At 70.2% G+C, this 24,815-nt stretch carries 23 protein-coding genes; 21 read left to right on the top strand and 2 right to left on the bottom strand.

Annotated features, from left to right (window positions below; translation table 11 throughout):
* The first annotated feature begins 17 nt into the window (after positions 1 to 17).
* The gene (locus MK177_05930) at positions 18 to 524 is read left to right on the top strand and encodes a DUF4395 domain-containing protein (protein ID MCH2426856.1); all 507 of its coding nucleotides are present in this window, start codon (positions 18 to 20) and stop codon (positions 522 to 524) included.
* A 490-nt stretch (positions 525 to 1,014) separates the two neighbouring features.
* On the opposite strand, the gene MK177_05935 is transcribed toward MK177_05930, so the two are convergent.
* Complete coding sequence (locus MK177_05935) at positions 1,015 to 1,374, bottom strand: hypothetical protein (protein MCH2426857.1); 360 nt, start codon at positions 1,372 to 1,374, stop codon at positions 1,015 to 1,017.
* 131 nt (positions 1,375 to 1,505) lie between these two features.
* Here MK177_05935 and MK177_05940 point away from each other — a divergent pair, with 131 nt between their 5' ends.
* The 15 genes from MK177_05940 to MK177_06010 all read left to right on the top strand — a co-directional run bounded on the left by MK177_05940 (position 1,506) and on the right by MK177_06010 (position 17,706).
* A complete protein-coding gene (locus MK177_05940; protein MCH2426858.1) occupies positions 1,506 to 2,486 on the top strand; it encodes a ribose-phosphate diphosphokinase in 981 nt (326 codons plus the stop codon).
* Between the two features lie 139 nt (positions 2,487 to 2,625).
* Positions 2,626 to 3,330 carry a 50S ribosomal protein L25 gene (locus tag MK177_05945; protein MCH2426859.1) on the top strand — a complete coding sequence of 235 codons (705 nt, stop codon included), beginning with the start codon at positions 2,626 to 2,628 and terminating at the stop codon, positions 3,328 to 3,330.
* 64 nt (positions 3,331 to 3,394) lie between these two features.
* Complete coding sequence (gene pth / locus MK177_05950; GenBank protein MCH2426860.1) at positions 3,395 to 3,958, top strand: aminoacyl-tRNA hydrolase; 564 nt, start codon at positions 3,395 to 3,397, stop codon at positions 3,956 to 3,958.
* Between the two features lie 25 nt (positions 3,959 to 3,983).
* Positions 3,984 to 7,460 carry a transcription-repair coupling factor gene (gene mfd, locus MK177_05955; GenBank protein ID MCH2426861.1) on the top strand — a complete coding sequence of 1,159 codons (3,477 nt, stop codon included), beginning with the start codon at positions 3,984 to 3,986 and terminating at the stop codon, positions 7,458 to 7,460.
* A 24-nt stretch (positions 7,461 to 7,484) separates the two neighbouring features.
* Entirely contained in the window at positions 7,485 to 8,396 is a 912-nt protein-coding gene (locus MK177_05960) for a peptidylprolyl isomerase (protein ID MCH2426862.1), read from the top strand.
* On the top strand, positions 8,393 to 9,793 hold the full coding sequence (locus tag MK177_05965; GenBank protein ID MCH2426863.1) for a MazG family protein: 1,401 nt from the start codon (positions 8,393 to 8,395) through the stop codon (positions 9,791 to 9,793). Before MK177_05960 ends, MK177_05965 begins: the two co-directional genes overlap by 4 nt.
* Positions 9,794 to 9,880: 87 nt before the next feature.
* A complete protein-coding gene (gene eno, locus MK177_05970; protein MCH2426864.1) occupies positions 9,881 to 11,158 on the top strand; it encodes a phosphopyruvate hydratase in 1,278 nt (425 codons plus the stop codon).
* A 4-nt stretch (positions 11,159 to 11,162) separates the two neighbouring features.
* Positions 11,163 to 11,489 carry a septum formation initiator family protein gene (locus tag MK177_05975; protein ID MCH2426865.1) on the top strand — a complete coding sequence of 109 codons (327 nt, stop codon included), beginning with the start codon at positions 11,163 to 11,165 and terminating at the stop codon, positions 11,487 to 11,489.
* Positions 11,490 to 11,651: 162 nt separating this feature from the next.
* Positions 11,652 to 12,611: an ATP-binding cassette domain-containing protein gene (locus MK177_05980; protein ID MCH2426866.1), complete on the top strand. Its 960-nt coding sequence runs from the start codon at positions 11,652 to 11,654 to the stop codon at positions 12,609 to 12,611.
* Positions 12,611 to 13,417, top strand: coding sequence for an ABC transporter permease (locus tag MK177_05985; GenBank protein MCH2426867.1), 807 nt, complete (start codon positions 12,611 to 12,613; stop codon positions 13,415 to 13,417). Before MK177_05980 ends, MK177_05985 begins: the two co-directional genes overlap by 1 nt.
* Positions 13,414 to 14,229, top strand: a complete 816-nt coding sequence (locus MK177_05990) for an ABC transporter permease (protein MCH2426868.1) — start codon at positions 13,414 to 13,416, stop codon at positions 14,227 to 14,229. The genes MK177_05985 and MK177_05990 overlap by 4 nt, the downstream gene beginning before the upstream one ends.
* Positions 14,230 to 14,314: 85 nt before the next feature.
* The gene (locus MK177_05995) at positions 14,315 to 14,776 is read left to right on the top strand and encodes a (2Fe-2S)-binding protein (protein MCH2426869.1); all 462 of its coding nucleotides are present in this window, start codon (positions 14,315 to 14,317) and stop codon (positions 14,774 to 14,776) included.
* A complete protein-coding gene (locus MK177_06000) occupies positions 14,773 to 15,597 on the top strand; it encodes a xanthine dehydrogenase family protein subunit M (protein MCH2426870.1) in 825 nt (274 codons plus the stop codon). The genes MK177_05995 and MK177_06000 overlap by 4 nt, the downstream gene beginning before the upstream one ends.
* Positions 15,598 to 15,654: 57 nt before the next feature.
* Positions 15,655 to 16,578, top strand: a complete 924-nt coding sequence (locus tag MK177_06005; protein ID MCH2426871.1) for a MoxR family ATPase — start codon at positions 15,655 to 15,657, stop codon at positions 16,576 to 16,578.
* 3 nt (positions 16,579 to 16,581) lie between these two features.
* Positions 16,582 to 17,706, top strand: coding sequence for a VWA domain-containing protein (locus tag MK177_06010; GenBank protein ID MCH2426872.1), 1,125 nt, complete (start codon positions 16,582 to 16,584; stop codon positions 17,704 to 17,706).
* A gap of 15 nt (positions 17,707 to 17,721) precedes the next feature.
* On the opposite strand, the gene ppc is transcribed toward MK177_06010, so the two are convergent.
* A complete protein-coding gene (gene ppc / locus MK177_06015; GenBank protein MCH2426873.1) occupies positions 17,722 to 20,451 on the bottom strand; it encodes a phosphoenolpyruvate carboxylase in 2,730 nt (909 codons plus the stop codon).
* Positions 20,452 to 20,628: 177 nt separating this feature from the next.
* Between ppc and MK177_06020 the strand changes: the two genes are divergently transcribed.
* The 5 genes from MK177_06020 to MK177_06040 are packed head-to-tail and all read left to right on the top strand — an operon-like array spanning position 20,629 to position 24,815.
* Positions 20,629 to 21,567, top strand: coding sequence for a CoA ester lyase (locus tag MK177_06020; GenBank protein MCH2426874.1), 939 nt, complete (start codon positions 20,629 to 20,631; stop codon positions 21,565 to 21,567).
* Between the two features lie 31 nt (positions 21,568 to 21,598).
* Entirely contained in the window at positions 21,599 to 22,771 is a 1,173-nt protein-coding gene (locus MK177_06025; protein MCH2426875.1) for a malate--CoA ligase subunit beta, read from the top strand.
* Between the two features lie 2 nt (positions 22,772 to 22,773).
* Positions 22,774 to 23,652 (top strand): succinate--CoA ligase subunit alpha, encoded by an 879-nt coding sequence (sucD, locus tag MK177_06030; protein ID MCH2426876.1) that lies wholly within the window; start codon positions 22,774 to 22,776, stop codon positions 23,650 to 23,652.
* Positions 23,653 to 23,681: 29 nt separating this feature from the next.
* Positions 23,682 to 23,996, top strand: coding sequence for an XdhC family protein (locus tag MK177_06035; protein ID MCH2426877.1), 315 nt, complete (start codon positions 23,682 to 23,684; stop codon positions 23,994 to 23,996).
* Between the two features lie 15 nt (positions 23,997 to 24,011).
* Entirely contained in the window at positions 24,012 to 24,815 is an 804-nt protein-coding gene (locus tag MK177_06040) for an XdhC/CoxI family protein (GenBank protein ID MCH2426878.1), read from the top strand.

The raw sequence follows: 24,815 nt of genomic DNA on the forward strand, positions 1-24,815 counted from the left end.
ACAATAGGGTTCGACCCGTGGACGGCCGAAACGCAGCGACCGATGCGCCGGGCCTGTTCTCGTTCCCGCATCCGGTGGACGAGGTCTCGGCACGGCTCGTGGCCACCGGCGTGGTCGTTCAGTGCGTGGCGGTCCTGATGACCGGCTGGACGGTCCTGGTCGTCATCCTGGCCTGGGGGTTCGTGGCCCGCGTGGCCACCGGCCCGACGCTCAGCCCGCTGGGGACGCTGGTCACCCGGGTGGTGCGGCCCCGCCTCGCATGGACCGTTCGCGACACCCCCGGTCCACCGAAGCGCTTCGCCCAGGGCATCGGGGCAACGCTCTCGGTGGGTGCGCTGGTCGCCGTGGTCTTCGGCGCCGGGGCGTTGGCCACCGCTCTGGTGGGGGCGATCCTGGTGGCGGCGTCGTTGGAGGCGTTCGTCGGGTTCTGCCTGGGGTGCTGGCTGTTCCGGCTGCTGATGCGGGTCGGGATGGTTCCCGAGGAGACCTGTGAGGCCTGCCGGGACATCTGGGGGACACGCTGACCCGGGCCCGGCGACTCCTGGCCCTGGCGGCTGGCACCGCGACGGCAGCCCTGCTCGTGCTCGGGGTGGAGGTGGTGTCGGCCCAGTCGGACGTGGTTCCCGGAACGCCCACCTCAGTGGCCACCACTTCGTCGAATGCCGAGGCCACCGTTACGTGGTCGGCCCCGATCGCGAACGGGGGTACGGCGGTCACCGGGTATTCCGTGGCGTGGACCAGCAACGCCGTGCAGGGCATGACCTCCGGGTCGGCCATGGTGGCGGCGGCCACCACGTCCTATCGCCTGACCGGGCTCGTGAACGGGGTCACCTACACGTTCACCGTCACTGCGACCAACGCCGCCGGCAACGGTGCGGCGTCCACCTCGGTGGCTGCTGTCCCGTACACCCGGGCAGGGTCGCCGTCGAACCTGGTGGCCAACGCGTTGGCCGGCGGACAGGTCAACCTCACATGGTCGCCACCGGGCGACAACGGGGGGGCGGGTTTGACCGGCTACCGGATCGAGCGACGGGTGGAAGGGGGAGAGTGGGCCGTCCTCGTCTCCAACACGTCGTCGACATGGACCTCCCATCTGGCGATCGGGCTGGATCCCACCATCTCGTATGAGTTCCAGGTGTCGGCTTGGAACGCTGCGGGCATGGGTGCCATGTCGGCACCGTCCACGGCCGTAAGCCCGGTCGCACCGACCACCACCACCACGACAGTTGCGCCTACCACCGCAACCACGACGACCACGACCATCGCCCCGTCGACAACGAGTCCGCCGGCCACGACCGTCGCCCCGTCGACAACGAGTCCGCCGGCCACGACCGTCGCCCCGTCGACGACCACCACGGTTGCCCTACCGCCCACGACAACCCAGAGCCCCGCCCGGGGGATGGTTCCGCCGAGGCCCGTCTATATCGGCTGATCCGCGCGCCGGGGTGCCGCCCTATGCTCCAATCCCGGAACGCCCGCCGCCGACGAGAGCACCCACCACACCCATGGAACTGGTCACCCACAAGAAGCTCTACCTCGTTTCGGGCCGCATCAGCCGTCCGCTGGCCGAGTCGATCGCCGCCGAGATGGGTGAGTCCCTAGGTGAGCCCAACCTCGCCGAGTTCTCCAACGGCGAGATCCACTGCCGATTCTCGGAATCGATCCGGGGATGTGACGTCTTCATCATCCAGACCCACTGCCATGGGCCGGGGACGTCCATCAACGATGCCCTGATGGAGCAGCTGATCATGGTCGACGCTGCCCGCCGGGCTTCGGCGAAGCGGATCACCGTCGTCTGCCCCCACTACGGCTACGCCCGCCAGGACCGCAAGTCATCCGGCCGCGAGCCGATAACCGCCAAGTTGGTGGCCAACCTGTTCAAGGAGGCAGGGGCCAGCCGCCTGGTCAGCGTCGATCTCCACTCCGGCCAGATCCAGGGCTTCTTCGACGGACCGGTCGACCACCTCACCGCCATGCCGGTCCTGGTCGACCGCCTGCGGACCCTCCAGGGTGACCTGGCGATCGTCTCACCGGACGCCGGTCGGGTGAAGGTCGCCGAGCGCTACGCCATTCAGCTGGGTGCCGACCTCGCCATCGTCCACAAACGACGTAGCCACTCGGCGTTCAACTCCGTCGAGGCCAAGGAGGTGGTCGGCGACGTGGACGGCAAGGTCTGCGTGATCGTCGACGACATGATCGACACCGCCGGGACTATCTGCGCAGCGGCCGAACAGTTGACCGAGCGCGGTGCCACCCAGGTCCTGGCGGCGACCACCCACGGCGTGTTCTCCGGGGCGGCACTTGAGAGGCTCGCCGCATCCTCGATCGAGAAGGTGATCGTCACCGACACTCTGCCGCTGCCCGCCGGCGCCGACCGCGACCTGATCGAGGTCCTGTCGGTTGCACCGCTTATCGCCAGAGCCATCGATGCCGTGTTCGGGGACACGTCGGTCAGCGAGATCTTCGGGGGCAACAACCTGGCCTGACCGGGGACCGGGTCGCCCACCAGGCGGCCCGAAGGTTGCAGGGGTCACCCGACCGGCCCGCTGGATCCACCGGTAGACTCGCCCGTCGGTTCCACCGGAGCCGCACATTCGCCTCTCTCCGCTTCTCAAAGGTCATCCCATGAGCGAGATCGTTCTCTCCGCCGACACAGACCGTGTGACCGGTACCCGGTCCAGCAGGCGACTCCGTCGTGCCAGCCGCGTCCCCGGGGTGGTCTACGGGCTCTCCCAGGATCCGGTCAGCATCGACGTGGCCTGGGCCGACCTGCGTGAGGCGCTCACCACCGATGCCGGCGTCAACGCGGTAATCCACCTCGAGATCGGTGGCGAGAAGCAGATGTCGATCGTCAAGGAGATCCAGCGCCATCCGGTGGGTCGTGACGTCACCCACGTCGACTTCCTCCGCATCGACCCGGACCAGGACGTGACCGTGGACGTGCCGCTCGTGATGGTCGGCGATGCCAAGGCCGTCACCGACGCCGACGGCATGGTCGACCAGAACCTGTTCAGCCTGACCGTCAACGCGGCACCGGACAGCATCCCGAACGAGCTCGAGGTCGACATCTCCGACCTGACCGTCGGTGACTCACTGCGCGTCGCCGACATCGCCCTCCCTGCAGGCGTCACCACCGACGTCGATCCCGAGGAGACGGTCGCCGTCGGCATGATCACCCGTTCGACGCTGGAGGCCATGGCAGCCGATGAGGCGGCCGAGGCCGAGGCCGAGGCCGAGGCCCTGGCCATTGAGCTCGAGGGCGCCGAGGACGGCGAGGGTGCTGCCGACGAGGCCCCCGACGACACGGGCGACGACTCCGACGACGCGTAGCGGTCAGGGCCGACCCTTGCTGCGGCGGTCCCGAACCGAGCGAACCGGCGAGCCGGCGGCCTGGATGGTCGTCGGCCTGGGAAACCCGGGCGAGGAGTACGCCGGCACGCGCCACAACCTGGGTGCGGTGGTGGTCACCATGCTCGCCGACAGGCTCGGCGGGTCGCTCCGACGATCCAGGGAGTTGGCGCTCTCCTGCGAGGTCCACATCGGGGGCCAGCGGGTGGCTCTGGCCCTTCCGCAGACCTTCATGAACGAGTCCGGCCAGTCGGTGGGCAGGCTGGTGCGTCGGCACGGCATGGACGACCCGTCCCGGATCGTCGTCGTGCATGACGAGCTGGACCTCCCGGTCGGGAGCCTCCGGGTCAAGGCCGGTGGGGGCCTGGCTGGCCACAACGGCCTGAAGTCGATCACCGCCCACCTGAAGACGCAGGACTACGTACGCGTCCGCATCGGGGTGGGTCGGCCGCCGGGCCGCCGGTCTGGCGCCGACCACGTGCTGCGTCGGCCACCGAAGGCCGAGGCCGCAGAGCTCGCGGTGGTGGTGGGCGAGGCGGTCGACGCCGTCGAGGCCATCCTCACCGAGGGCGTCGACGCCACCATGGGCCGCTTCAACGCGGGTCCGTGATCCGTACGACCCCGGCCATCGACCGATGAGTCCCTACCTGGAGCGGCTTTCAACCCTCCTTGACGACGAGCCGGCAATGACAGCGGTCCTGGGCCGTCGGACCGCCTCGCTGGCCGTCGCCGAGCCGGCCAGGGCGGTTGTGCTGGCTGCCCTGGTACGCCGGACCGGCCGGCTGCCGCTGGTCGTGGCCGTCCCCACCGGGACCGAGGCCGAACGCCTCGCCAACGACCTGCGCCTCTACCTGGGCGACGCCGCAGTCGAGTTGTTCCCGGCCTGGGAGACCCTGCCATTCGAGAGGATCAGCCCCGGGGTGGAGACCATGGGTCGGCGCCTCCGGGTGCTGCACAGGCTCGGTGACCTGGCCGACCGGCCAGCGGTGCTGGTGGCCTCGGGTCGGGCGCTGGTCCAGCGGCTCGGCCCAGGGGCCGGACGGACGCCGCCACTCCGACTGGGGCCCGGAGACGTCGTCGACCAGACGAGCCTCGTCGCCGACCTGGTCGCCATCGGCTACCGCCGCGGCTACCAGGTGGAACACCGAGGCGAGTTGGCGGTCAGGGGGTCCATCGTCGACGTCTGGCCGTCCACCGCCGAGGCTCCGGTCCGCATCGACCTGTGGGGCGACGAGGTCGACCGGCTCACCGAGTTCGGGGTGGCCGACCAACGGGCCACGGTGTCCCGTGCAGAGGTGGAGATCCACCCCTGTCGGGAACTGATTCCAGACGACGAGGTCCGGGAGCGGGCCGCCGCCCTGGTGGCCGAGCAGCCGTGGGGCAGGGAGCACTGGGACCGGCTGGCCGACGGCGAGCTGTTCGACGGAATGGAGTCGTGGCTGCCGTGGCTGTCCGGCGAGGAGCGGGTGCTATTCGACCTGGTCGACGACGACGCCCTGGTCATCGCCGTGGAGCCCCGGCGACTCAGGGACCGCATAGCCGACCTGCAGGCCGAGGAGGCCGACCTGGCGTCCACGCTGGCTACCACCTGGGGAGCCGACGGGGTGGAGTTCCCCCGGTTGCACACCGACTGGGAGCGCCTCCTGGCCCACACGGGCGCCCCGGTCTGGACGGTCGACGCCGTGCCCGACGGTCCCGGCGTGGACACAATCGCCGCCTCCGGGTGGGGTCGGGACGTGGTCGTCGACGATGTCGATGGCGTGCCCGGGCGGCTCCGGCGGCTGCTGGCCGAGGGCCACAGGGTGGTGGTGGCCGCCGACGGGGCGGGATCGGCCGACCATCTGGTCCGCCGGCTGAGCGGTGCCGGCATCGAGGTCACCCCGGTCGATGGCGATGCCGCCGTACACGGCCCTGGGGCATCGCTGGTGGTGGCCCCCGTGGAGCGGGGATTCGTCCTGCCGGGTTCCCGACTGGCGGTGGTCACCGAGGCCGAGCTGACCGGTCGCCGCCGGACCCGACGGCGGACCCGGCCACGGCGCAGGGCCGCCGTACGCGTCTTCGAGGACCTCTCGCCGGGGGACCACGTCGTCCACGAGCAGCACGGCGTGGCCCGCTTCGCCGGTCTGGTCACACGCACCCTGGGCGGCATCGAGCGCGACTACCTGCTCCTCGAGTACCGGGGCGATGATCGCCTCTACCTGCCGACCGACCAGATCGATGCCATCCGACCCCACACGGGTGGAACGACACCGAGCCTCAGCCGGATGGGCGGGGCCGAGTGGCAGAAGACCAGGGCCCGGGTGCGTTCCGAGGTGGCCGAGATCGCCCAGGAACTGGTCGTCCTGTACCAGACCCGGATCACCACGATCGGCCACGCCTTCGCCGCCGACACGCCCTGGCAGCGGGAGTTGGAGCAGGCCTTTCCGTTCCAGGAGACCCCCGACCAGCTCCAGGCCATCGAGGACGTCAAGGCGGACATGGAGCGTCCTGTGCCCATGGACCGCCTGGTGTGCGGTGACGTGGGCTTCGGCAAGACGGAGGTGGCGGTCCGGGCCGTGTTCAAGGCCGTGCAGGACGGACGCCAGGCAGCCGTCCTGGTGCCGACCACCCTCCTGGCACAGCAGCACGGCCAGACCTTCCGGGACCGGTTCGCCCCCTATCCGATCCGGGTGGAGGTGCTCAGCCGCTTCCTTTCCGCTCGGGATTCGCGACGGGTGGCCGATGGCCTGGCCGATGGATCGGTCGACGTGGTGATCGGCACGCACCGCCTGCTCTCCGAGGACGTCAGGTTCAGGCGGCTGGGCCTCCTGGTCATAGACGAGGAGCAGCGGTTCGGGGTCAGCCACAAGGAGTCGATCAAGAAGCTCCGGGCAGACGTGGACGTGCTGACCCTGACCGCCACGCCCATTCCCCGCACGTTGGAGATGTCGCTCACCGGCATCCGCGACCTGAGCCTTCTGAACACGCCGCCCGCCGACCGGCAGCCAATCCTCACCTACGTGGGGGACTACGACGAGCGGCCGGTGGCCGAGGCCATCCGCCGTGAGCTGCTCCGGGAGGGCCAGGTCTTCTTCGTGCACAACCGGGTCCAGGACATAGACCGCGTTGCCTCAGGCATCCGGGAGCTGGTTCCCGAGGCCCGGGTGGTTGTGGCGCACGGCCAGATGGACGAGGCCTCGCTGGAGGCGACGGTGATGGACTTCTGGGACGGCATGCACGACGTCCTGGTCTGCACCACGATCATCGAGTCCGGGATCGACATGCCCACCGTCAACACGATGGTCGTGGACCGGGCCGACCTGTTGGGCCTGGGACAGTTGCACCAGCTGCGGGGCCGGGTCGGCCGGGCCGGCCAACGGGCCTACGCCTACCTCTTCACCCCTCCCGACCGGGCGCTCAGCGAGCAGGCGTACGAACGGCTCCGCACCATCGGTGAGACCACCGAGCTGGGGTCGGGCTTCCGCATCGCCATGCGCGACCTCGAGATCCGCGGGGCGGGCAACCTCCTGGGCACCGGCCAGAGCGGCCACATGGCGGCTGTGGGCTACGACCTCTACTGCCAGATGGTCACCGAGGCGGTAGCCGAGTTGGCCGGCACCGTGGTCGCCGACGTGGCGGAGATCCGCGTGGAGCTCCCGATCGACGCCCACCTGCCCGAGGACTACGTGTCCCGGAACGACCTGCGGCTGGAGGCCTACCGGAAGCTGGCAGCCGCCGGGGTGACCGCGGATGGCGACGGCGTGGAGGCCGTGCGGGCCGAGTGGGAGGACCGGTACGGGCCCGTGCCGGCACCGGTGGAGGCCCTGCTCGCCGTGGCCGGTCTGCGGACCACCTGCGTGGCCCGGGGCATCACCGAGGTGGTGGTCACCAAGGGACCGGGCCTGGGTGGCCCGGAGTTCTTGGCCCGCTGCTCGCCGGTGGTCCTGCCGTTGAGCCGCCAGACCCGGCTGGGGCGCCTGCACCGTGGCGCCCGCTACAAAGAGGGTCCGCGCCAACTGCTGCTGCCCCTCGGGAAGGGTGACATGGCAGGTGTCCTGAGCCGGATGCTCGAGGACCTTGTCCCGACGGCTGAAGCCGTCGACCCACCCACAGGAAGCGACGTCAGCGCCTGAGCGGCGGCGTAGCATCGACTCCTCGTGAGACGCTCTTCCCGATTCCAGCTCGCCGTGCACACGGCTCCGCTGGTCGTCCTGCTGGCGATCGCCGTGGTGGCATCCGCCTGCGGATCATCGATCACGGCCGTACGTGTGGGCAACTCCACCCTCGACCGGGACGGTGTGGCCGACCTCGTCGCCGAGGTCACCGGGAGGCCGGCCGACGCGACCATCGACGCCGCGGCCACCGCCGGAGTGGTCGATCGCTTCGTCCGCTACGAGGCGCTCGTCGACCTCCTGGCCGAGTACGGCGTGGTGTCCACGCCCGAGGACCGGTCCACGGCGCGGGATCGCCTCATCGCAGCCGGCCTGGACGCCGGCGACCCCTCCCTTCCCCGCCTGATTGCCTGGCAGGCCGCCCTGGACCTGGTAGAGGCCGGCGGTGCGGGGGTCCAGGCCGCCTACGAGGCACACGCCTCGCTGCTGGCCCACGAACTGTGCACCAGCCACATCCTGGTGTCCGACGAGGACGACGCCCATGCCGTCCTGTACCTGTTGGAGTCCGGCGGGGACTTCGCAGCGCTCGCCGCCTCGGTGTCCCAGGACCCGGGTTCCGGACAGTCTGGTGGTTCGCTGGGTTGTGTTCCCCTCGGCGCCTTCGTGCCGACCTTCGAGCGGGCCGCCCTCGGGGCCCTGGCCGAGGGTCGCACGCTCGTCGGGCCGGTGCCCAGCCAGTTCGGCTTCCACGTGATCCGCGTCGACGAGGTGCGCAACCTCGAACCGGTGCCCTTCGCCGAGGTCGGCCCCAGGGCCTCGGCCGCACTTCTGCAGGTGGCCGGGCTGAGCCGTGAAATCCTGGTGGATGCCCGCTACGGCACGTGGGACCGTGCCGTGGGTCGGGTGGCTCCGCCTGCCGGGCCGTTGGCACCCGCCCTGGCCCGGTTGGGGTCGTGACCGCATCCCTGCCCGGCGTCACCGTGGTCGGCCTGGGGCCCGCCGGACCCGAGCTCTGCAACACCGCCACCTTGGACGCGATAGCCGCACATCGCCACCGGTTCGTCCGTACGGCCCGCCACCCGGCGGTCGGCGTGCTGGGTGGGAGCGTGGTGGCCCTCGACCACCACTACGAGACGGCCGGGACCTTCGCCGAGGTCTACGCCGGGGTGGTCGCCGAGGTGGTGGCCGCCGCCGAGGCCCACGGGAGCGTCCTGTACGCCGTGCCGGGTTCGCCGATGGTGGCCGAGCACACGGTCGAGATGCTGCTGGCCGACGACCGCGTCGACGTGGAGCTGGTTGCGGCCCTCTCCTTCGTGGACCTGGCCTGGGTACGCCTGGGCGTCGATCCCCTTGCCGAGGGGGTCCGGATCGTGGACGGCAGGCGTTTCCCGGTGGAGGCCGCCGGCGAGCGGGGCCCGTTGCTCGTCGCCCAGGTGGACACGGCCGAGGTGCTGGCCGACCTGGTGGCCGCCGTCCCCGACCCGCCGGAGGAACCGGTGATCGTGCTGCAGGCGCTGGGCACCCCCGACGAGCGGATCTTCTCCGTGGCCTGGGACGACATGGCGTCCAGCGTCGTCGTCGACCACCTCACCTCGATCTTCGTTCCACGGCTGGCCGCGCCGATCGCCGTCGAGATCCAGCGGTTCGCCGAGTTGGTGGCCGTCCTTCGCCGGGAATGTCCGTGGGACGCCGACCAGACGCACACGTCTCTGCGGCCGCACCTCCTGGAGGAGGCCCACGAGGTGCTTGAGGCCCTCGACGGTTTCGACGAGGCGACCGGAGAGGGGTCCGGGGCCCTCGAGGAGGAGTTGGGAGACCTGCTCTTCCAGGTGGTGTTCCACGCCCGGATAGCAGCCGACGACGGTCGCTTCGACCTTGCCGACGTGGCCCGGGGCATCCACGACAAGCTCCGCCACCGCCACCCCCACGTCTTCGGCGACGTGGTGGCCTCCGATGCCGGAGCTGTGCTGGCCAACTGGGACCGGATCAAGCAGGCGGAGAAGGGTCGGGCTTCGAGCCTCGACGGGATACCGACCACGCTCCCGGCCCTCGCCACCGCCCAGAAGGTGGTCCGCCGCGCCGCCGGCGTGGGCCTGGTGCCGGAGGTTCCGAGCACCGCGGCACCGACGGATGCCGACTCCCTGGGTGACATGCTCCTCGGGTTGGCAGCGGCCGCCCGGGAGGCCGGCCTGGACGCGGAAGACGCCCTGCGGGGTGCCGTGGCCCGGTTCTCGACTTCGGTCCGGGCCGTGGAGGCCATGGCCGTCGCCGACGGCCTGGACCTCCGGAACGCTGCGCCCGACGTGGTCGCCGACTACCGCAGCCGCACCCCCGGGACCTCCGGGCACGGCTAGCGTCGTCATCGTCGACCGCCGCCGGCCGGGACGCCCCGGATGGCCCGACCAGCGCGGTAGCCGGGACGTGACGCCGAGGAGGCAGTCGTGAGCAGCATCGAGGTCGTCTACGGGCGACAGGTCCTGGACAGTCGGGGCAATCCCACCGTCGAGGTGGACGTGGTCCTGGACACCGGAGCCTCGGGGCGGGCCATCGTGCCCAGCGGTGCCTCCACCGGCATGTTCGAGGCCGTCGAGCTCCGCGATGGGGGGGACGCCTGGGGCGGCAAGGGCGTGGCGACGGCCGTGGCCAACGTGAACGGCGAGCTGGCAGCCGCCGTGAGGGGCCTGGACGCCTACGACCAGCGGGACGTCGACCGAGCGCTGTGCGACGCGGACGGCACCGACGACAAGGGTCGGCTAGGTGCCAACGCCATCCTGGGCGTGTCGCTGGCCACCGCCCGGGCGGCGGCGGCCGACGCCGAGGCCCCGCTGTTCCGCTATGTCGGTGGGGCCAACGCCCACGTCCTCCCCGTGCCGATGCTCAACGTGTTGAACGGCGGCGAGCACGCCGACAACAACGTCGACCTGCAGGAGTTCATGCTCATGCCGGTGGGAGCAGCCTCGTTCTCCGAGGGCCTCCGCTGGGGGGTCGAGTGCTACCACGTCCTGAAGGGCGTGCTGTCCGAACGGGGCCTGTCCACCTCGGTCGGAGACGAGGGTGGCTTCGCACCCGACCTCGGATCCAACGAGGAGGCGGTGCAGCTCCTGGTCGAGGCCATCGGGAAGGCCGGCCTGGTCCCCGGCGAGGACATGGCCCTGGCGCTAGACACGGCCTCGACCGAGTTCTTCCGCGATGGCGCATACCACCTGGCGGGGGAGGGCCGGACCCTCCAGCCGGACGAGATGGCCGCCTACCTTTCCGACCTGGTCGACCGCTATCCGATCGTTTCGATCGAGGACGGCATGGCCGAGGAGGACTGGGACGGCTGGGCCGCCCTGCACGGCCTGGTGGGCGACCGGATCCAGCTGGTCGGCGATGACCTCTTCGTCACCAACGTCGAGCGCCTCCAGCGGGGCATAGACCTCGGGGTTGCCAACTCGATACTGGTGAAGGTGAACCAGATCGGGACCCTCACCGAGACCCTTGAGGCCGTCGAGCTGGCCAACGCCAACGGCTGGACGGCGGTCATGTCGCACCGTTCCGGCGAGACCGAGGACACGACGATCGCCGACCTGGCGGTGGCCACCAACTGTGGCCAGATCAAGACCGGTGCTCCGGCCCGCAGCGACCGGGTTGCCAAGTACAACCAGCTGCTGCGGATCGAGGAGATGCTGGGCGAGGCGGCCGCCTTCCGGGGTCGGGCTGCGCTCGCCGGCCACTGAGTCGGTGCGTTCCGGTACCACGCGTCGCCTCTCGCTCCTGGGTGTCACGTTGGCAGCTGTTGCCGCAGCCCTGGCGCTCGGGGTGGTGCCGTTCCGGGACTGGCTGGAGCAGCGGGAGCGCACGGCTGACCTGCAGGCGCAGGTCGACGAGGTCGACGCGGTCAACCGGGAGTACGAGGACCGCATCGACGCGCTGAACACCGACGAGGAGATCGAGCGTCGGGCCCGGTCGGACTACAACCTCATCCGACCGGACGAGGAGGCGTACGCGGTCCTGCCGCCTCCCCGGACCGAGCATCAGGTTCCCGGCATCTGGCCGTTCGGTAACTGATGCATCTGGCCGTTCGGTAACCGAACCGGGGTCCTCCCTCGGCGCCACCCCGGCAGGGGTTCCGTGGGGGTCCCGGGCTACGGTCCCGGCCCAACCTCGTCGCCGGCGGCCGTCCGGAGGAGATCCGACCATGAGAAGCATTCCCCATGAACGGGGCGTGAGGTGACGAGGGTGGTGCCGGCCGTAGAGGCCGAGGGCCTGGCCCGCACCTTCGGGGAGGTGAGGGCCGTTGACGGGATCGACCTGTCCGTCGCTCGCGGCGAGGTATTCGGCTTCCTCGGCCCGAACGGTGCCGGCAAGTCGACGGTCGTCCGGATGCTCACGACCCTGCTCCGACCGACCGCCGGCACGGCCCGGGTGGGTGGGCACGACGTCGTCTCCGGGTCGGCGGCCGTACGCAGGACCATCGGCGTGGCGCTCCAGGATGCGGCGATCGATCCGCTCATGACGGGCCACGAGCTGATCCGCCTGCAGTCCGTCCTGCACGGGATCCCAAGGGCGGCGGCACGGGCCCGTGGTGGCGAGTTGCTGGAGAGGGTCGGGCTGACCGCTGCGGCCGGGCGGCGGGTCGGCACCTACTCGGGAGGGATGCGGCGGCGCCTGGACCTCGCCATGTCGCTGGTGCACCAGCCGGAGATCCTCTTCCTGGACGAGCCGACCACCGGGCTGGATCCGACCAGCCGCCAGGCACTCTGGGAGGAGGTGCGACGGCTGAACACCGAGTACGGGACCACCGTTTTCCTCACCACGCAGTACCTCGAGGAGGCCGACCAGCTGGCCGACCGGATCGCCATCATCGACGCCGGACGGCTGGTGCGGGAGGGAACTCCGGAGGCGCTCAAGGGGTCAGTCGGCGCGCCCACGCTGCGAATCGACGTGGCCCAGGGGTCCGTGGAGACCGCCCGGGTCGTCCTGCGTGCCTTCGGCCCGGACCGGCCTGCACGAGAAGGTCGGGTGGCCATCGGCCTGGACGGTGGTGCCGCCAGGGTGGCCGACGTCGTCAGGGCCCTCGACGGGGCCGGTGTCGTCGTTGACCACCTGGAGCTGGATGCCCCGAGCCTCGACGACGTCTTCGCCGAGGCGACCGGCCGTCGCCTGGAGGGCGCCGGGGAGGAGTTGTGATGTCGGCCGGGGTGGTCGGCGCATCCGGCCGGTTGCCGGCCATCCGGCAGACAGCGGCGTTGGCGCGTCGGTCGGTGGTGGCCGAGCGGCGACAGCTGCTCAACATCCTGCCGGGGCTCGTCTTCCCCCTCCTGCTGGCAGCCGTCTACTCGAGGCAGTTCTCCCGGGCGCTCGCCATGCCCGGCTTTCCCGAAGTGGATTCCTTCCTCGACTTCATCCTCCCGGCGTGCGTGGTCCAGGCCGTGTCCTTCGGTGCCACGGCCGCCGGGACCGAGTTGGCCCTGGACATCGAGAACGGCTTCTTCGATCGGCTGGTGGCCTCGCCGGTGGCCCGGTTCCCGATCCTGCTGGGCCGCCTGGCCGGCGCCTCGCTGGTCGCCGCCATCAAGGCTGCGATCCTCGTGGCGGTGTTCCTGGCCTTCGGAGCCGAGGTGAAGGGCGGGCCAGCGGCCGTGCTGGTCATCATGGTCGTTGCTGCCCTGCTGGTGCTGGCCATCGGTGGGGTGGGGCAGGTGCTGGCCATCCGGACCGGCTCACAGGAGGCGGTGGCGGCCACCTTCCCGCTGGTCTTCGTGGGGATCTTCATGAGCTCGGCGTTCTTCCCGACGGCGCTCATGTCGGGCTGGTTCCGGGTGGTGGCCGAAAGCAACCCGGTCACCTGGGTCATCGACCCGACCCGCCGGCTGGTGATCTCCGGGTGGTCGGCCGGCGATGCACTCCAGGCCATGGCGGTGCCTGCGATGGTCGGGCTCGTCACGGTGTCCCTGGCGGTCCGGGCGCTCCACCGGAAGCTGGGTAGGCCATGACCACCACGCTGGCCACCCGTCCGGTTCCCCTTGCCGGCGACGGCCTCGGCCATTCGGCGGCCGTGGTGGTGGCGCTGGCCCGCAGGGGCATGGCGCGGATGGTGGCCCGGCCGTCCCTGGTGATCCCGACGTTCGTGATGCCACTGTTCTTCATCGTCAGCTTCACCGGAGCCTTCAGCTCCCTGGCCCGCCTGGAGGGCTACGGCACGTCGAACGTGCACGACTGGATGGCGCCCTACGCCGCCCTGCAGGGTTCGGTGTTCGCCGGGATAGGGGGCGCCTCGTCGGCGGCCGACGACCTGGAGACCGGCTTCTTCGACCGACTGCTCCTCGCTCCGGGCAGCCGCCTTCCCATCCTCATCGGCACGGCCACCTACTCCGGTCTCCGATCGTTCATACCGACGACGGCGGTGCTGCTGGCCTCGTCGCTGGGCGGCCTGTCGCTCAGGGGCGGTCCGCTCGGCCTGGTGTGCCTGTACGCGGCGACCGTCGGTATGGCCGTCGTCTTCTGCCTCCTGGGCCTGACCGTCGCCTACCGGATGCGGACCATGCGCTCCATGATGCTGGTCCAGGTCGTGGGCTTCAGCTCGATGTTCATGTCCACCGGCCAGGTGCCGCTCCACTTCATGGAGGGCTGGCTGAGGGTCGTCGCCGGGTTCAACCCGATGACCGACGTCCTGCAGTTCGCGCGCCAGGGCTTCCTGGGTCCGCTCTCCTGGTCGACGACCTGGCCGGGTGCGTCGGCCCTGCTGCTCCTGGTCTTGGCAACCGGCCTGGCCGCCCGTCGATCGTTGGGAAAGATGGCTTCGTGAGTGCCGGGGCCATCGGGGGTCGGCACTAGGGTCCACGGCCTCGGCCGGGTGGGCACCAGGGCCACTGGACCCGGGAAGGGAAACGATGCAGGTTTCGATGACCATCAACGGGACTGCGGTCTCGCACGACGTAGAGCCCCGCACGCTGCTCGTGCACTTCATCCGTGAGGACGCCGGTCTGACCGGTACGAACATCGGCTGCGACTCGTCGTCATGCGGGGCGTGCACCATCCATGTGAATGGCGAGGCGGTGAAGTCCTGCACGATGCTGGCCGTCCAGGCGGACGGTCAGGACATCACCACCATCGAGGGCCTCGCCGACGGCGACGACCTTCATCCGATGCAGCAGGCCTTCCACGAGTGCCACGCCCTGCAGTGCGGATACTGCACGCCTGGCATGGTGATGGCCGCCGTGTCGCTACTGGACGAGGTTCCCGACCCGACCGAGGCCGAGGTGCGCGAGGGGTTGGAGGGAAACCTCTGTCGTTGCACCGGCTACCACAACATTGTGGCCGCCGTGCTCCAGGCTGCGGGGGGCGCCCGATGATCCCCGTCGCCTTCGACTACGAGTTGGCCACCTCGGCCGAGCACGCCCTGTCCCTCCTGGCGGAGCACGGCGACGACGCCAAGCTCCTGGCCGGCGGGCACTCCCTGCTGCCCCTCATGAAGTACCGGCTGGCGGCCCCTGCGGTGGTGGTCGACATCGGCCGCCTGTCAGACCTCTCCTACGTGCGCGACGACGGCGACGTGCTGGCCATCGGCGCCCTGACCCGGCACCGCGACGTGGAGGTCAGCGACCTGGTCCGCAGCCAGGCCGGCCTGCTGGCGGCCGCCACGTCCAAGGTGGGCGACCCCCAGGTCCGCCACCGGGGGACCCTCGGGGGTGCACTGGCCCACGGGGACCCGGCCTCGGACCTGCCTGCCGCCATCATCGCCCTGGGGGGGTCGATGGTCGTCCAGGGGCCGTCCGGCACCCGGGAGGTGCCCGTCGACGACTTCTTCACCGGCTTCCTCGAGACGGCCATCGGTGAGGAGGAGCTCCTCACCGAGGTACGGATCCCCAAGGCGCCCGATGCCCGCTGGTCGTTCCAGAAGTTCAACCGAAGGGCCCAGGACTGGGCGATCGTCGGCGCCGCCGTGATCGTCGATGGTGACACCTGTGGTGTGGGCCTGGTGAACATGGACTCCCGTCCGGTTCGGGCTGGCGCCGTCGAGGCGGCGGTCGCCTCGGGTGCATCGGCGGCCGAGGCCGCCGCATCGGCCGCAGACGGCCTGGAGCCGCCGAGTGACCTGAACGCGGGGGTGGACTACCGCTGCCACCTGGCCCGGGTGCTGACCCGCAGGGGGCTGGAGGAGTCGGGCTGCTGAGGCGTGCCTGAACGGTCGGGCCGCCGACCGGAGATGGCCACGCCGTAGCCTTGGGGGATGGTCGAGCCCAGCGACATCCGCGACGTCGCCTCGGTGGATGCCGTGGCCTCGGCGCTAGCCGGCCAGGACTACCTGGCCGACGAGGGGCTGGCCACCGCCGTCTACCTGGCCCTGCGCCTCCGCCGGCCGCTGCTCCTGGAGGGCGAGGCCGGCGTGGGCAAGACCGAGGTCGCCCGGGCCCTGGCAGCCTGGTCGGGTGGCGAGCTGATCCGCCTGCAGTGCTACGAGGGGATCGACGCCTCCCAGGCCGTCTACGAATGGGACTACTCCCGCCAGCTGCTGCACCTCCGGGCGGTCGAGGCCTCGGGCGCGGCCACCGGATCCGACGTGGCCGAGATCACCGACGAGCTCTACGACGAGCGGTTCCTGGTCCGTCGCCCCCTGCTCCGGTCGCTCTCGGCAGTCGACGGCGTGCCCCCTGTGCTGCTCATCGACGAGGTGGATCGGGCCGACGACGAGTTCGAGGCCTTCCTCCTGGAGATCCTCTCCGACTACGCCATCTCGGTGCCCGAGCTGGGCACCTTCCGGGCCGAGGTTCCCCCGGTGGTGGTCATCACGTCGAACCGCACCCGGGACGTGCACGACGCCCTGAAGCGTCGCTGCCTCTACCACTGGGTGCAGCACCCGGACGTGGACCGGGAGGTGGAGATCCTCAGGGTCAGGGCACCGCACGTGCCAGCAGCGCTGGCGCGCGACGTCGCCGTGTTGGCCGCCGAGCTCCGAGACATGGGGCTCTACAAGCCTCCCGGGGTGGCCGAGACCCTGGACTGGGCCGAGGCGCTGGTGCTGGTCGGCGTCGACGACCTTGACGAGACGGCCATCGAGACGACCATCGGTGCCCTGCTGAAGTACCGCGAGGACCAGGATCGCCTGCGGTCCCGGGGCTTCGGCGAGTTGGTCGGCCTACTCCGCGGGGCCTGACCCGTGCCGGCTCCCGTCGAGCAGACCCTGGACCGCCACCTCGTCGGCTTCGTCGACGTCCTGCGCCGGTCGGGTCTCGACGTTCCGCTGGGGAGCACCCTGGAGTTCGGACGGGCGGTGGCTGCCGTCGGCGCCGGGACCCGGTCCGGCGTCTACTGGGCGGGTCGGGCCACGCTGGTCAGACGCCCCGAGGACGTGGGCACCTACGACGAGGCCTTCCAGCGTCACTGGATGGGTGCTGTTCCCGGCACGCGGGTGACCACCGAGCAACCCACCATCACCCTGCTCCTGGACGTCGCCGACGATGCCGACGGGGACCCGGACCCAGCCGGCGAGTCGGATCGCCACGACGACCACCTGAGCGTCCGGTGGTCCCGGACCGAGGTACTGGGGTCTAGGGACTTCGCCGATTGCACCGACGAGGAGCTAGCCGAGCTGCACGACCTGATGGCCGGGCTCCGGCTCTTCGGGGCCACCCGACGGTGTCGGCGTCTCCGTCCGGCGGCCCATCGAGGTCGCCCCGACCTCCGGCGGACTGTCCGGGCAGCCCTGCGGACCGGGGGCGAGCCCATGAAGCGGGCCTTCTCCGAGCCGGGGACGCGTCCCAGGCGCCTGGTCCTCCTGCTGGACGTGAGCGGTTCCATGGAGCCCTATGCGCGGGCCCTGATCCGGTTCCTGCACGCTGCGATGGTCGGGCGCCGCGACGTGGAGGCCTTCGCCCTGGGAACCCGCCTGACCCGCCTGACCCGTGAGCTGTCCACACGTGATCCGGATGCCGCCCTCTCCCGGGCCGCCGGGGCCGTCACGGACTGGTCGGGGGGGACCCGCCTGGGGGACGGGTTGAGGGCCTTCAACGACACCTGGGGTGTCCCCGGAATGGCCCGTGGGGCCACCGTAGTGGTGCTCTCGGACGGCTGGGACCGGGGCGAACCGGCCGTCATGGAGGAGCAGATGGCCCGCCTGCACCGGGTGGCCCACGAGGTGATCTGGGTGAATCCGCTGAAGGCCTCGCCGGGCTATGCGCCGATCGCCCGGGGTATGGCCGCGGCCCTGCCCCATGTGGACCGATTCCTGGAGGGGCACTCGTTGGACTCCCTCCGGGACCTGGCAGACCTCCTGGCAGGCTGAGTCGTCGGGGCCGGGTCAGCCGGTGTTGCGCATCCCGGCGGCGATGCCGTTGATGGTGAGCAGCAGGCCCCGCTGGAGCTCCTCGTTCGACAACCCGCTACGCGACCGGTGGAGCATCTCCACCTGGAGCACGTTGAGCGGATCCAGGTAGGCGTCCCGCACGGCCAGCGTCCGGCGCAGCATGGGCTTCTCGGCCAGGAGTTCGGTGCCGGTGATGGCCCGGATCTCGGCCTCGGTCCGGTGGTACTCGTCCACCACGGCGTCGAACAGGTGGTGCATCGACGGGTCGACGAGCCGTTCCACGTAGTGCCGTGCAATGGACAGGTCGGTCTTGGTCAGGGTCATCTCGACGTTCGACACGAACGTCCTGAAGAAGTGCCAGTCCTGGTACATGAGCCGCAGCTCGTCGCCGTGGCCGGCGGCCCGGCAGGCGGCCAGGCCGCTACCGGCTCCGTACCAGCCGGGGATGATCTGTCGGGACTGGGTCCACCCGAAGACCCACGGGATGGCCCGCAGGTCGGCGATGCCGGTGGTCGCCCCGCGTCGCCTGGCCGGACGTGAGCCGATGTTCATCTCGCTCAGTTCCTCCACCGGCGTGGACCTGGTGAAGTAGTCGACCAACCCGGGAGTCTCGACGAACCGTCTGTATGCCGCGTAGGCGTCGTCGGCCATGCCGTCCATGATCGAGTACCACCGGGTGATGGTGTCGGCGTCGTGTCGGGGCGCCTTGTGGGCCAGCGAGGCCTCCAGGAGGGCGGTGAAGGCCAGGTCCAGGTTTCGGCGCGCGATTTCCGGATGGCCGTACTTGTCTGCGATCACCTCGCCCTGCTCGGTGAACTTCACCTCGCCGTCCAGCACGCCGTTGGGTTGGCTGAGGATCGAGGCGTGGGTCGGGCCGCCGCCCCTGCCGATGGTCCCGCCCCGACCGTGGAATACGCGGATCGGGATGCCCGTCTCGTCGGAGACCTCCCGGATGGCCCGGAGGGCCTTGTGGATCTCCCACTGCGACGTGGTGATCCCACCGTCCTTGTTCGAGTCCGAGTAGCCGACCATGACCTCCTGGGTGCCTCCCCGCAGGTCCACAATCCGCCGGTAGGGGTCGATGGCGAACAGCGCCCGGAGAGTCGGCCCGATTGAGCGCAGGTCGTCGATCGTCTCGAACAGGGGGACGAACCCGATGCGGGCCGTGTCGTGGGCCAGGTCGATGAGGCCGACCTCCCGCGCCAGCACGACCGGCGCAAGGACGTCCTGGACGCCCTGGGTCATCGAGATGACGTAGCTCTCGATGACCTGGTCGCCGTCGCGGTCCATGATCGTCCGGAGGGTGCGGAACAGTGCCAGGGCGCCGGTGTCGTCCGGGGTGCTGGGCGGGGCCAGCGGCCGCCGGCTCTCCAACTCGGCGGCCAGCAGGGTCGCCCGCTCAGCCGCCGAGGTGCTGGCGTAGTCGACGTCGTTGGCGGCGAACAGGGTGGTCAGGGTGTCGTGGTGTCGGTCCGAATGCTCGCGAACGTCCATCGTGGCGATGTGGAAGCCGATCATCTGCAGGATCCGACGGAACCGGGACACGCAACCGTCGGCCAGTAGGCCGCCACCGTTGTCGCGCAGCGACTGCTCGATGACCGCAAGGTCGGTGTCCAGGTCGTCCGGCGACCGGTAGCCGCGCTGGCTGGTATCGCCATCGGCGGTGGCGAGGAGGCGCCTCCGGATGGCCTCGCACCGGATCCGATAGGGCTCCGACCAGTCGAGCCGATCGCGGAGGTCCTTGAGGGGGTTGCGGTCGGCCTCGACCGCCGCCCGGAGCTCGTCGGACACCTCGTGCACCCGTGTGCTGACGCTCAGCTCGTGGCCCAGGGCGATGACCTCGGTGACGAGGATCTCGAGGGCGTGTCGGCGTTGCAGTCTCAGGACCCGGTCGGTGGTGTCGGGCAGGACGTTGGGGTTGCCGTCCCGGTCGCCACCCACCCAGGTCCCGAACCTGATCGGAGCGCGGTCGCTGTGGAGATCCTGGCCTATGGATCGCAGGACGGCCTGGATCTCGTCGAGGAGGTCGGGGACGGCGTCACGGACGGTCTGGCCGAGGTAGTAGAGGACCGAGCGGGCCTCGTCGAGCGGCTCCGGCCGGACGTGGCGGAGTTCGTCGGTCTGCCATATGGCTTCGATGAGCTCCTCGACGCGGCGGTCGATGCGGCGCCGGTCGGCATCCGTCCGACGGTCCTCGGTGCGCTGCTCGATGAGGCGGCTGACCTGGGCCAGCTTGTCCAGGATGGCCCGGCGGGAGGCCTCGGTGGGATGGGCGGTGAACACCGGACGGAGTTCGGCGCGTCCGACCAGCTGGGCGATCTCGGCGGGGGGGATGCCGGAGTCGACCAGGGAATGGACCGTTTCGTCGAACTGGTTGGCCGGGTTCGGCGAGCCGCTGTTGAGGTCCTCGATGCGGTGGACCTGCTCGGCGACGTTGGCCAGGTGGAAGTACACCGTGAACGCCCTGACCAGGAGGATGGCGTCGGAGACGTCGGTGTCGTCGAAGAGGTCGCGGAGTTCTGCGCTGACGTCCCGGTTCGAACCCAGTTCCCGGAGGTGCCTGGTCAGGGTTCTGGTCCGTTCCACCGCCTCGAGGAGTCCCTCGCCATGCTGGCGGACGAGCGTGTTGCCCAGTTGGTGTCCGAGACGCCGGATGTCGGCCCTCAGGGCGGCGTCGCTGGGCTCAGGTCCGCGATCGGGGGTGACGGAGGTCACGGGGGACATGAAAGAAACCTACCGGAAATCATCCTTCTCGTTCCATCTACTTGAATCTCAGGAAAGATTCGTGCACAATGGCCTCTACCGCAGGGGGGTGCCCGGCCGCAGGGTGGCGTTCGGACCATATCCGTGGACCGATGCATCTCTCCGACCGATCGCTGCCATCTCTCCACCGGAGCAACTATGAGCCACACCCGTTACGCCCCCGCCCGCCAGCGCCTCCAGCGCAGCGAGCTCGCCGTCCCCGGGTCCAACCCGGCCCTCTTCGAGAAGGCCGCGGCCAGCGACGTCGACTACGTGTTCCTCGACCTGGAGGATGCCGTCGCCCCCGGCGACAAGGTTCAGGCCCGACGCAACGTCATCGAGGGGCTCCGCGACATCGACTGGCGGGGCCTGGGCAAGACCATCTCGGTGCGGATCAACAGTATCGACACCCACTACATGTACAGGGACGTCGTCGACGTGGTGGAGCAGGCCGGCGAGCACCTCGACACCATCCTGATCCCCAAGGTCGGCGTGCCGGCCGACGTCTACATGGTCGATGCCATGGTCAGCCAGATCGAGGAGGCCACGGGCCTCACCGGGAAGATCGGCATCGAGGCCCTCATCGAGACCACGCTGGGGATGGCGAACGTCGAGGCCATCGCCACGTCCAGCCCCCGCCTGGAGGCAATGCACTTCGGCGTGGCCGACTATGCCGCGAGCTGCCGGGCCCGCACCACCAACATCGGCGGCCTGAACCCGGACTATCCGGGCGACCAGTGGCACGACGGCCTCTCCCGGATGCTGGTGGCCTGTCGGGCCTACGGCATCCGGCCCATCGACGGCCCGTTCGGCGACTTCAACGACCCCGACGGCTTCCTGGACGGCGCCCGTCGGGCCGCCGCCCTCGGCTACGAGGGCAAGTGGGCCATCCACCCCTCGCAGATCGAGTTGGCCAATAGGGTCTTCTCGCCGCCGCCCGAGGAGGTCGACCGGGCCCATCGGATCATCGCCGCCCTGGCCGAGGCCGCCGCCGAAGGTCGCGGGGCCGCCCAGTTGGATGGCCGGATGATCGACGCCGCGTCGGCCCGCATGGCCGAGAACGTCGTGGCCCAGGCCGCGGCAATCCAGGACAAGTAGTCGAGAAAGAAGGGGGCGGAGACCAGCGCCCATGGACATTCACGAGTACCAGGCAAAGGCCCTGCTCAAGGGGTACGGCGTGCCGATCGCCACCGGTGGCCTTGCCTACAGCCCCGAGCAGGCCGCATACCGGGCCAGGGAGATCGGCGGCGAGAAGTGGGTGGTGAAGGCCCAGATCCACTCAGGTACCCGCGGCAAGGCCGGTGGCATAAGGGTGTGCGACGACGAGAACGAGGTCTGGGAGGCCGCCGACGATCTGTTGGGACGCCGCCTGGTCACAGACCAGACCGGCCCGGCCGGCAAGGGCGTCTACCGCCTCTACATCGAGCCCGTGGTCTCCTTCGAGCGAGAGCTCTACATGAGCATGGTCCTGGACCGGCAGACCGAGCGCATAGTGCTGGTCATGTCGGGCGCAGGTGGCATAGAGATCGAGGAACTGGCCGAGACGGATCCGGGCGCAATCATCCGGATCATGATCGAGCCGGCCGTCGGCCTCCAGGGATTCCAGGCCCGCGGGGCGGCCTTCGCCTGCGGCCTGGATGCGTCCCTCATCTCCCAGGCCGAGAACCTGCTGCTCGGGGCCTACAGGGCCTTTCGCGACCTGGACGCCACGCTGCTGGAGATCAACCCACTGGTGGTCACCGAGGAGGGTCGCCTCCTGGCCCTCGACGCCAAGATGAGCTTCGACGACAACGCCCTGTTCCGACACCAGAACGTCTCCGAACTCCGGGACAAGTCCCAGGAGGACCCCCGGGAGATGAACGCAGCGGACCGCGGGCTGAACTACGTCGGCCTGGACGGCAACATCGGCTGCATCATCAACGGCGCCGGCCTCGCCATGGCCACCATGGACATGATCCAGCACGCTGGCGGCGAACCGGCAAACTTCCTGGACATCGGCGGCGGTGCGTCACCCGACCGGGTGTCCAAGGCCTTCAAGCTGGTTCTCTCCGACGAGAGGGTCGAGGCGATCCTCGTCAACATCTTCGCGGGCATCAACCGCTGCGACTGGGTCGCCGAGGGGGTCGTCAAGGCGATGACCGAACTGGACGTGAAGGTGCCGGTAGTGGTCCGACTGTCTGGGACCAACGTCGACGAGGGGCGTCGCATCCTCGCAGAGAGCGACGTCGAGTTGATCACGGCCGAGACCCTGGCGGAGGCCGCGGAGCGAGCCGTGTCCGTCGTTTCATGGGAGGCCAACTAGTCATGAGCATCGTCGTCAATGAGAAGACCCCGGTCATCGTCCAGGGGTTCACCGGGCGCATGGGCACGTTCCACGCCGAGGAGATGCTCGAGTACGGCACGAACCTGGTTGGTGGCACGGCTCCGGGCAAGAGCAGCAGCGACCACCTGGGGCTACCGGTGTTCGACACCGTGAAGGACGCCGTGAACGAGACGGGCGCCGAGGCGAGCATCGTGTTCGTACCGCCGCCCTTCGCCGCCGACGCCATCATGGAGGCCGCCGATGCTGGCCTCCGGCACTGCGTGTGCATCACCGATGGCATCCCGGCCCAGGACATGATGAAGGTCAAGCGCTACATGCGGACCAAGCGGGTCGAGAAGCGCATGACCCTCATGGGACCGAACTGCGCTGGCGTCATCAGCCCCGGCAAGGCCCTCCTGGGCATCATGCCCGGCCACATCTACGCCCAGGGCCCGGTGGGCATCATCGGCCGCTCGGGAACGCTCGGCTACGAGGCCGCCTCCCAGCTCAAGGCGGTGGGGATCGGGATCAGCACCAGCGTCGGCATCGGTGGCGACCCGATCAACGGCAGTTCCTTCACCGACCACCTGAAGGCCTTCGAGCAGGACCCCGACACCAGCCTGGTCATCGTCATCGGCGAGATCGGTGGCCCACAGGAGGCCGAGGCGGCGGCGTACGCCCGCGACCACATGCACAAGAGGGTCGTGGCCTACATCGCCGGGCTCTCGGCGCCCAAGGGCCGGACCATGGGCCACGCCGGGGCCATCGTGATCGGGCCCGGCGAGTCGGCTGCCGAGAAGATCCAGATCATGAAGGACTGCGGGGTGACCGTGGTCGAGCGACCGTCCGACTTCGGCGACGTCATCTCCAAGATCCTCTAGCCCCGCGGTGGGCCTCTAGCCTGAGGCCGATGCGGGAGATCCTGAACGACCTGGAGCGTTGGCGCCGTCAGGGCTGCCGGGTGGCCGTTGCACGCGTCGTCGACCTGGAGGGCTCGGGGCCACGCCTGCCGGGCGCTTCGATGGCCGTCGCTGAGGACGGCCAGGTGGCCGGATCCGTTTCGGGAGGCTGCGTCGAGGGTGCCGTCGTGGTCGAGGCGCTGGACGTGCTCGACACCGGCGACCGGAGGATGGTCGCCTTCGGCTACAGCGACGACGAGGCGTTCGCCGTCGGCCTGACCTGCGGCGGCACCATCCACCTCTTCATCGAACCGCTCGACTGGTAGGCGGGAATCGACCACGTGCCCGGGACCCCGATCTTCGACCGGTTGGCGGCGCTGCTGCGCGATGAGGTCCCGGTTGCGCTGGCCACCGTGCTGGATGGCCCCCGTGCCGGCGCCAAACTCCTGGTGCATCGTCTCGGTGCCGGCGAGGTCGAGGTCCAGGGAACGCTTGGCGACGACGACCTGGACAGGGTCGTGGCACGCGACTCGCTCGGCGAGCTGGCCGCCGGACGGAGCGGCGTCCGGCACTACGGGGAGCACGGCGAAGCCCGCGAGGAGGCCGTGCGGGTGTTCATCGAGGCCTTCGCCGCACCTCCCCGGATGCTGCTCTTCGGTGCCGTCGACTTCACCCTCGCCCTCGTGCGAGTGGCCAAGGTGCTGGGCTACCGGGTCACCGTCTGCGACGCACGCGAGGTGTTCGCCACCAGCCAGCGCTTCCCCCTGGCCGACGAGGTTGTCGTGGGCTGGCCGGACCGTCTGCTGGCCGACGTCGGGCCGGAACTACGGCGCCGCGATGCCATCTGCGTGCTGACCCACGACGTCAAGTTCGACGTGCCGGCCATCGTGGCGGCGCTGCGGACGTCGGTCGGCTACATAGGCGTCATGGGATCCCGTCGGACCCACGAGGACCGCCTCGAGCGCCTGGTCGAGGTCGGGGTCACCGACGAGGAGATGGCCCGCCTGCGCTCGCCGATCGGACTGGACATTGGGGCGCGTACGCCGGAGGAGACGGCCATCTCCATCGTGTCGGAGATCATCGCCCTGCGGACCGGCCGCTCGGCCCGGGCGTTGTCGGACACCGACGGCCCGATCCACGGCTGA

The organism is Acidimicrobiales bacterium, assembly GCA_022452145.1.
In the GTDB taxonomy this organism is placed as follows: Bacteria; Actinomycetota; Acidimicrobiia; order Acidimicrobiales; family MedAcidi-G1; genus UBA9410.

Excerpts from the sequence above, each read along its gene's own strand:
- MK177_05940 (MCH2426858.1), top strand. The coding sequence starts at position 1,506 with ATGGAACTGGTCACCCACAAGAAGCTCTACCTCGTTTCGGGCCGCATC.
- MK177_05945 (MCH2426859.1), top strand. The coding sequence starts at position 2,626 with ATGAGCGAGATCGTTCTCTCCGCCGACACAGACCGTGTGACCGGTACC.
- pth (MCH2426860.1), top strand. The coding sequence starts at position 3,395 with ATGGTCGTCGGCCTGGGAAACCCGGGCGAGGAGTACGCCGGCACGCGC.
- mfd (MCH2426861.1), top strand. The coding sequence starts at position 3,984 with ATGAGTCCCTACCTGGAGCGGCTTTCAACCCTCCTTGACGACGAGCCG.
- MK177_05985 (MCH2426867.1), top strand. The coding sequence starts at position 12,611 with ATGTCGGCCGGGGTGGTCGGCGCATCCGGCCGGTTGCCGGCCATCCGG.
- MK177_05990 (MCH2426868.1), top strand. The coding sequence starts at position 13,414 with ATGACCACCACGCTGGCCACCCGTCCGGTTCCCCTTGCCGGCGACGGC.
- MK177_05995 (MCH2426869.1), top strand. The coding sequence starts at position 14,315 with ATGCAGGTTTCGATGACCATCAACGGGACTGCGGTCTCGCACGACGTA.
- MK177_06000 (MCH2426870.1), top strand. The coding sequence starts at position 14,773 with ATGATCCCCGTCGCCTTCGACTACGAGTTGGCCACCTCGGCCGAGCAC.
- MK177_06005 (MCH2426871.1), top strand. The coding sequence starts at position 15,655 with ATGGTCGAGCCCAGCGACATCCGCGACGTCGCCTCGGTGGATGCCGTG.
- ppc (MCH2426873.1), bottom strand. The coding sequence starts at position 20,451 with ATGTCCCCCGTGACCTCCGTCACCCCCGATCGCGGACCTGAGCCCAGC.
- MK177_06020 (MCH2426874.1), top strand. The coding sequence starts at position 20,629 with ATGAGCCACACCCGTTACGCCCCCGCCCGCCAGCGCCTCCAGCGCAGC.
- MK177_06025 (MCH2426875.1), top strand. The coding sequence starts at position 21,599 with ATGGACATTCACGAGTACCAGGCAAAGGCCCTGCTCAAGGGGTACGGC.
- sucD (MCH2426876.1), top strand. The coding sequence starts at position 22,774 with ATGAGCATCGTCGTCAATGAGAAGACCCCGGTCATCGTCCAGGGGTTC.
- MK177_06035 (MCH2426877.1), top strand. The coding sequence starts at position 23,682 with ATGCGGGAGATCCTGAACGACCTGGAGCGTTGGCGCCGTCAGGGCTGC.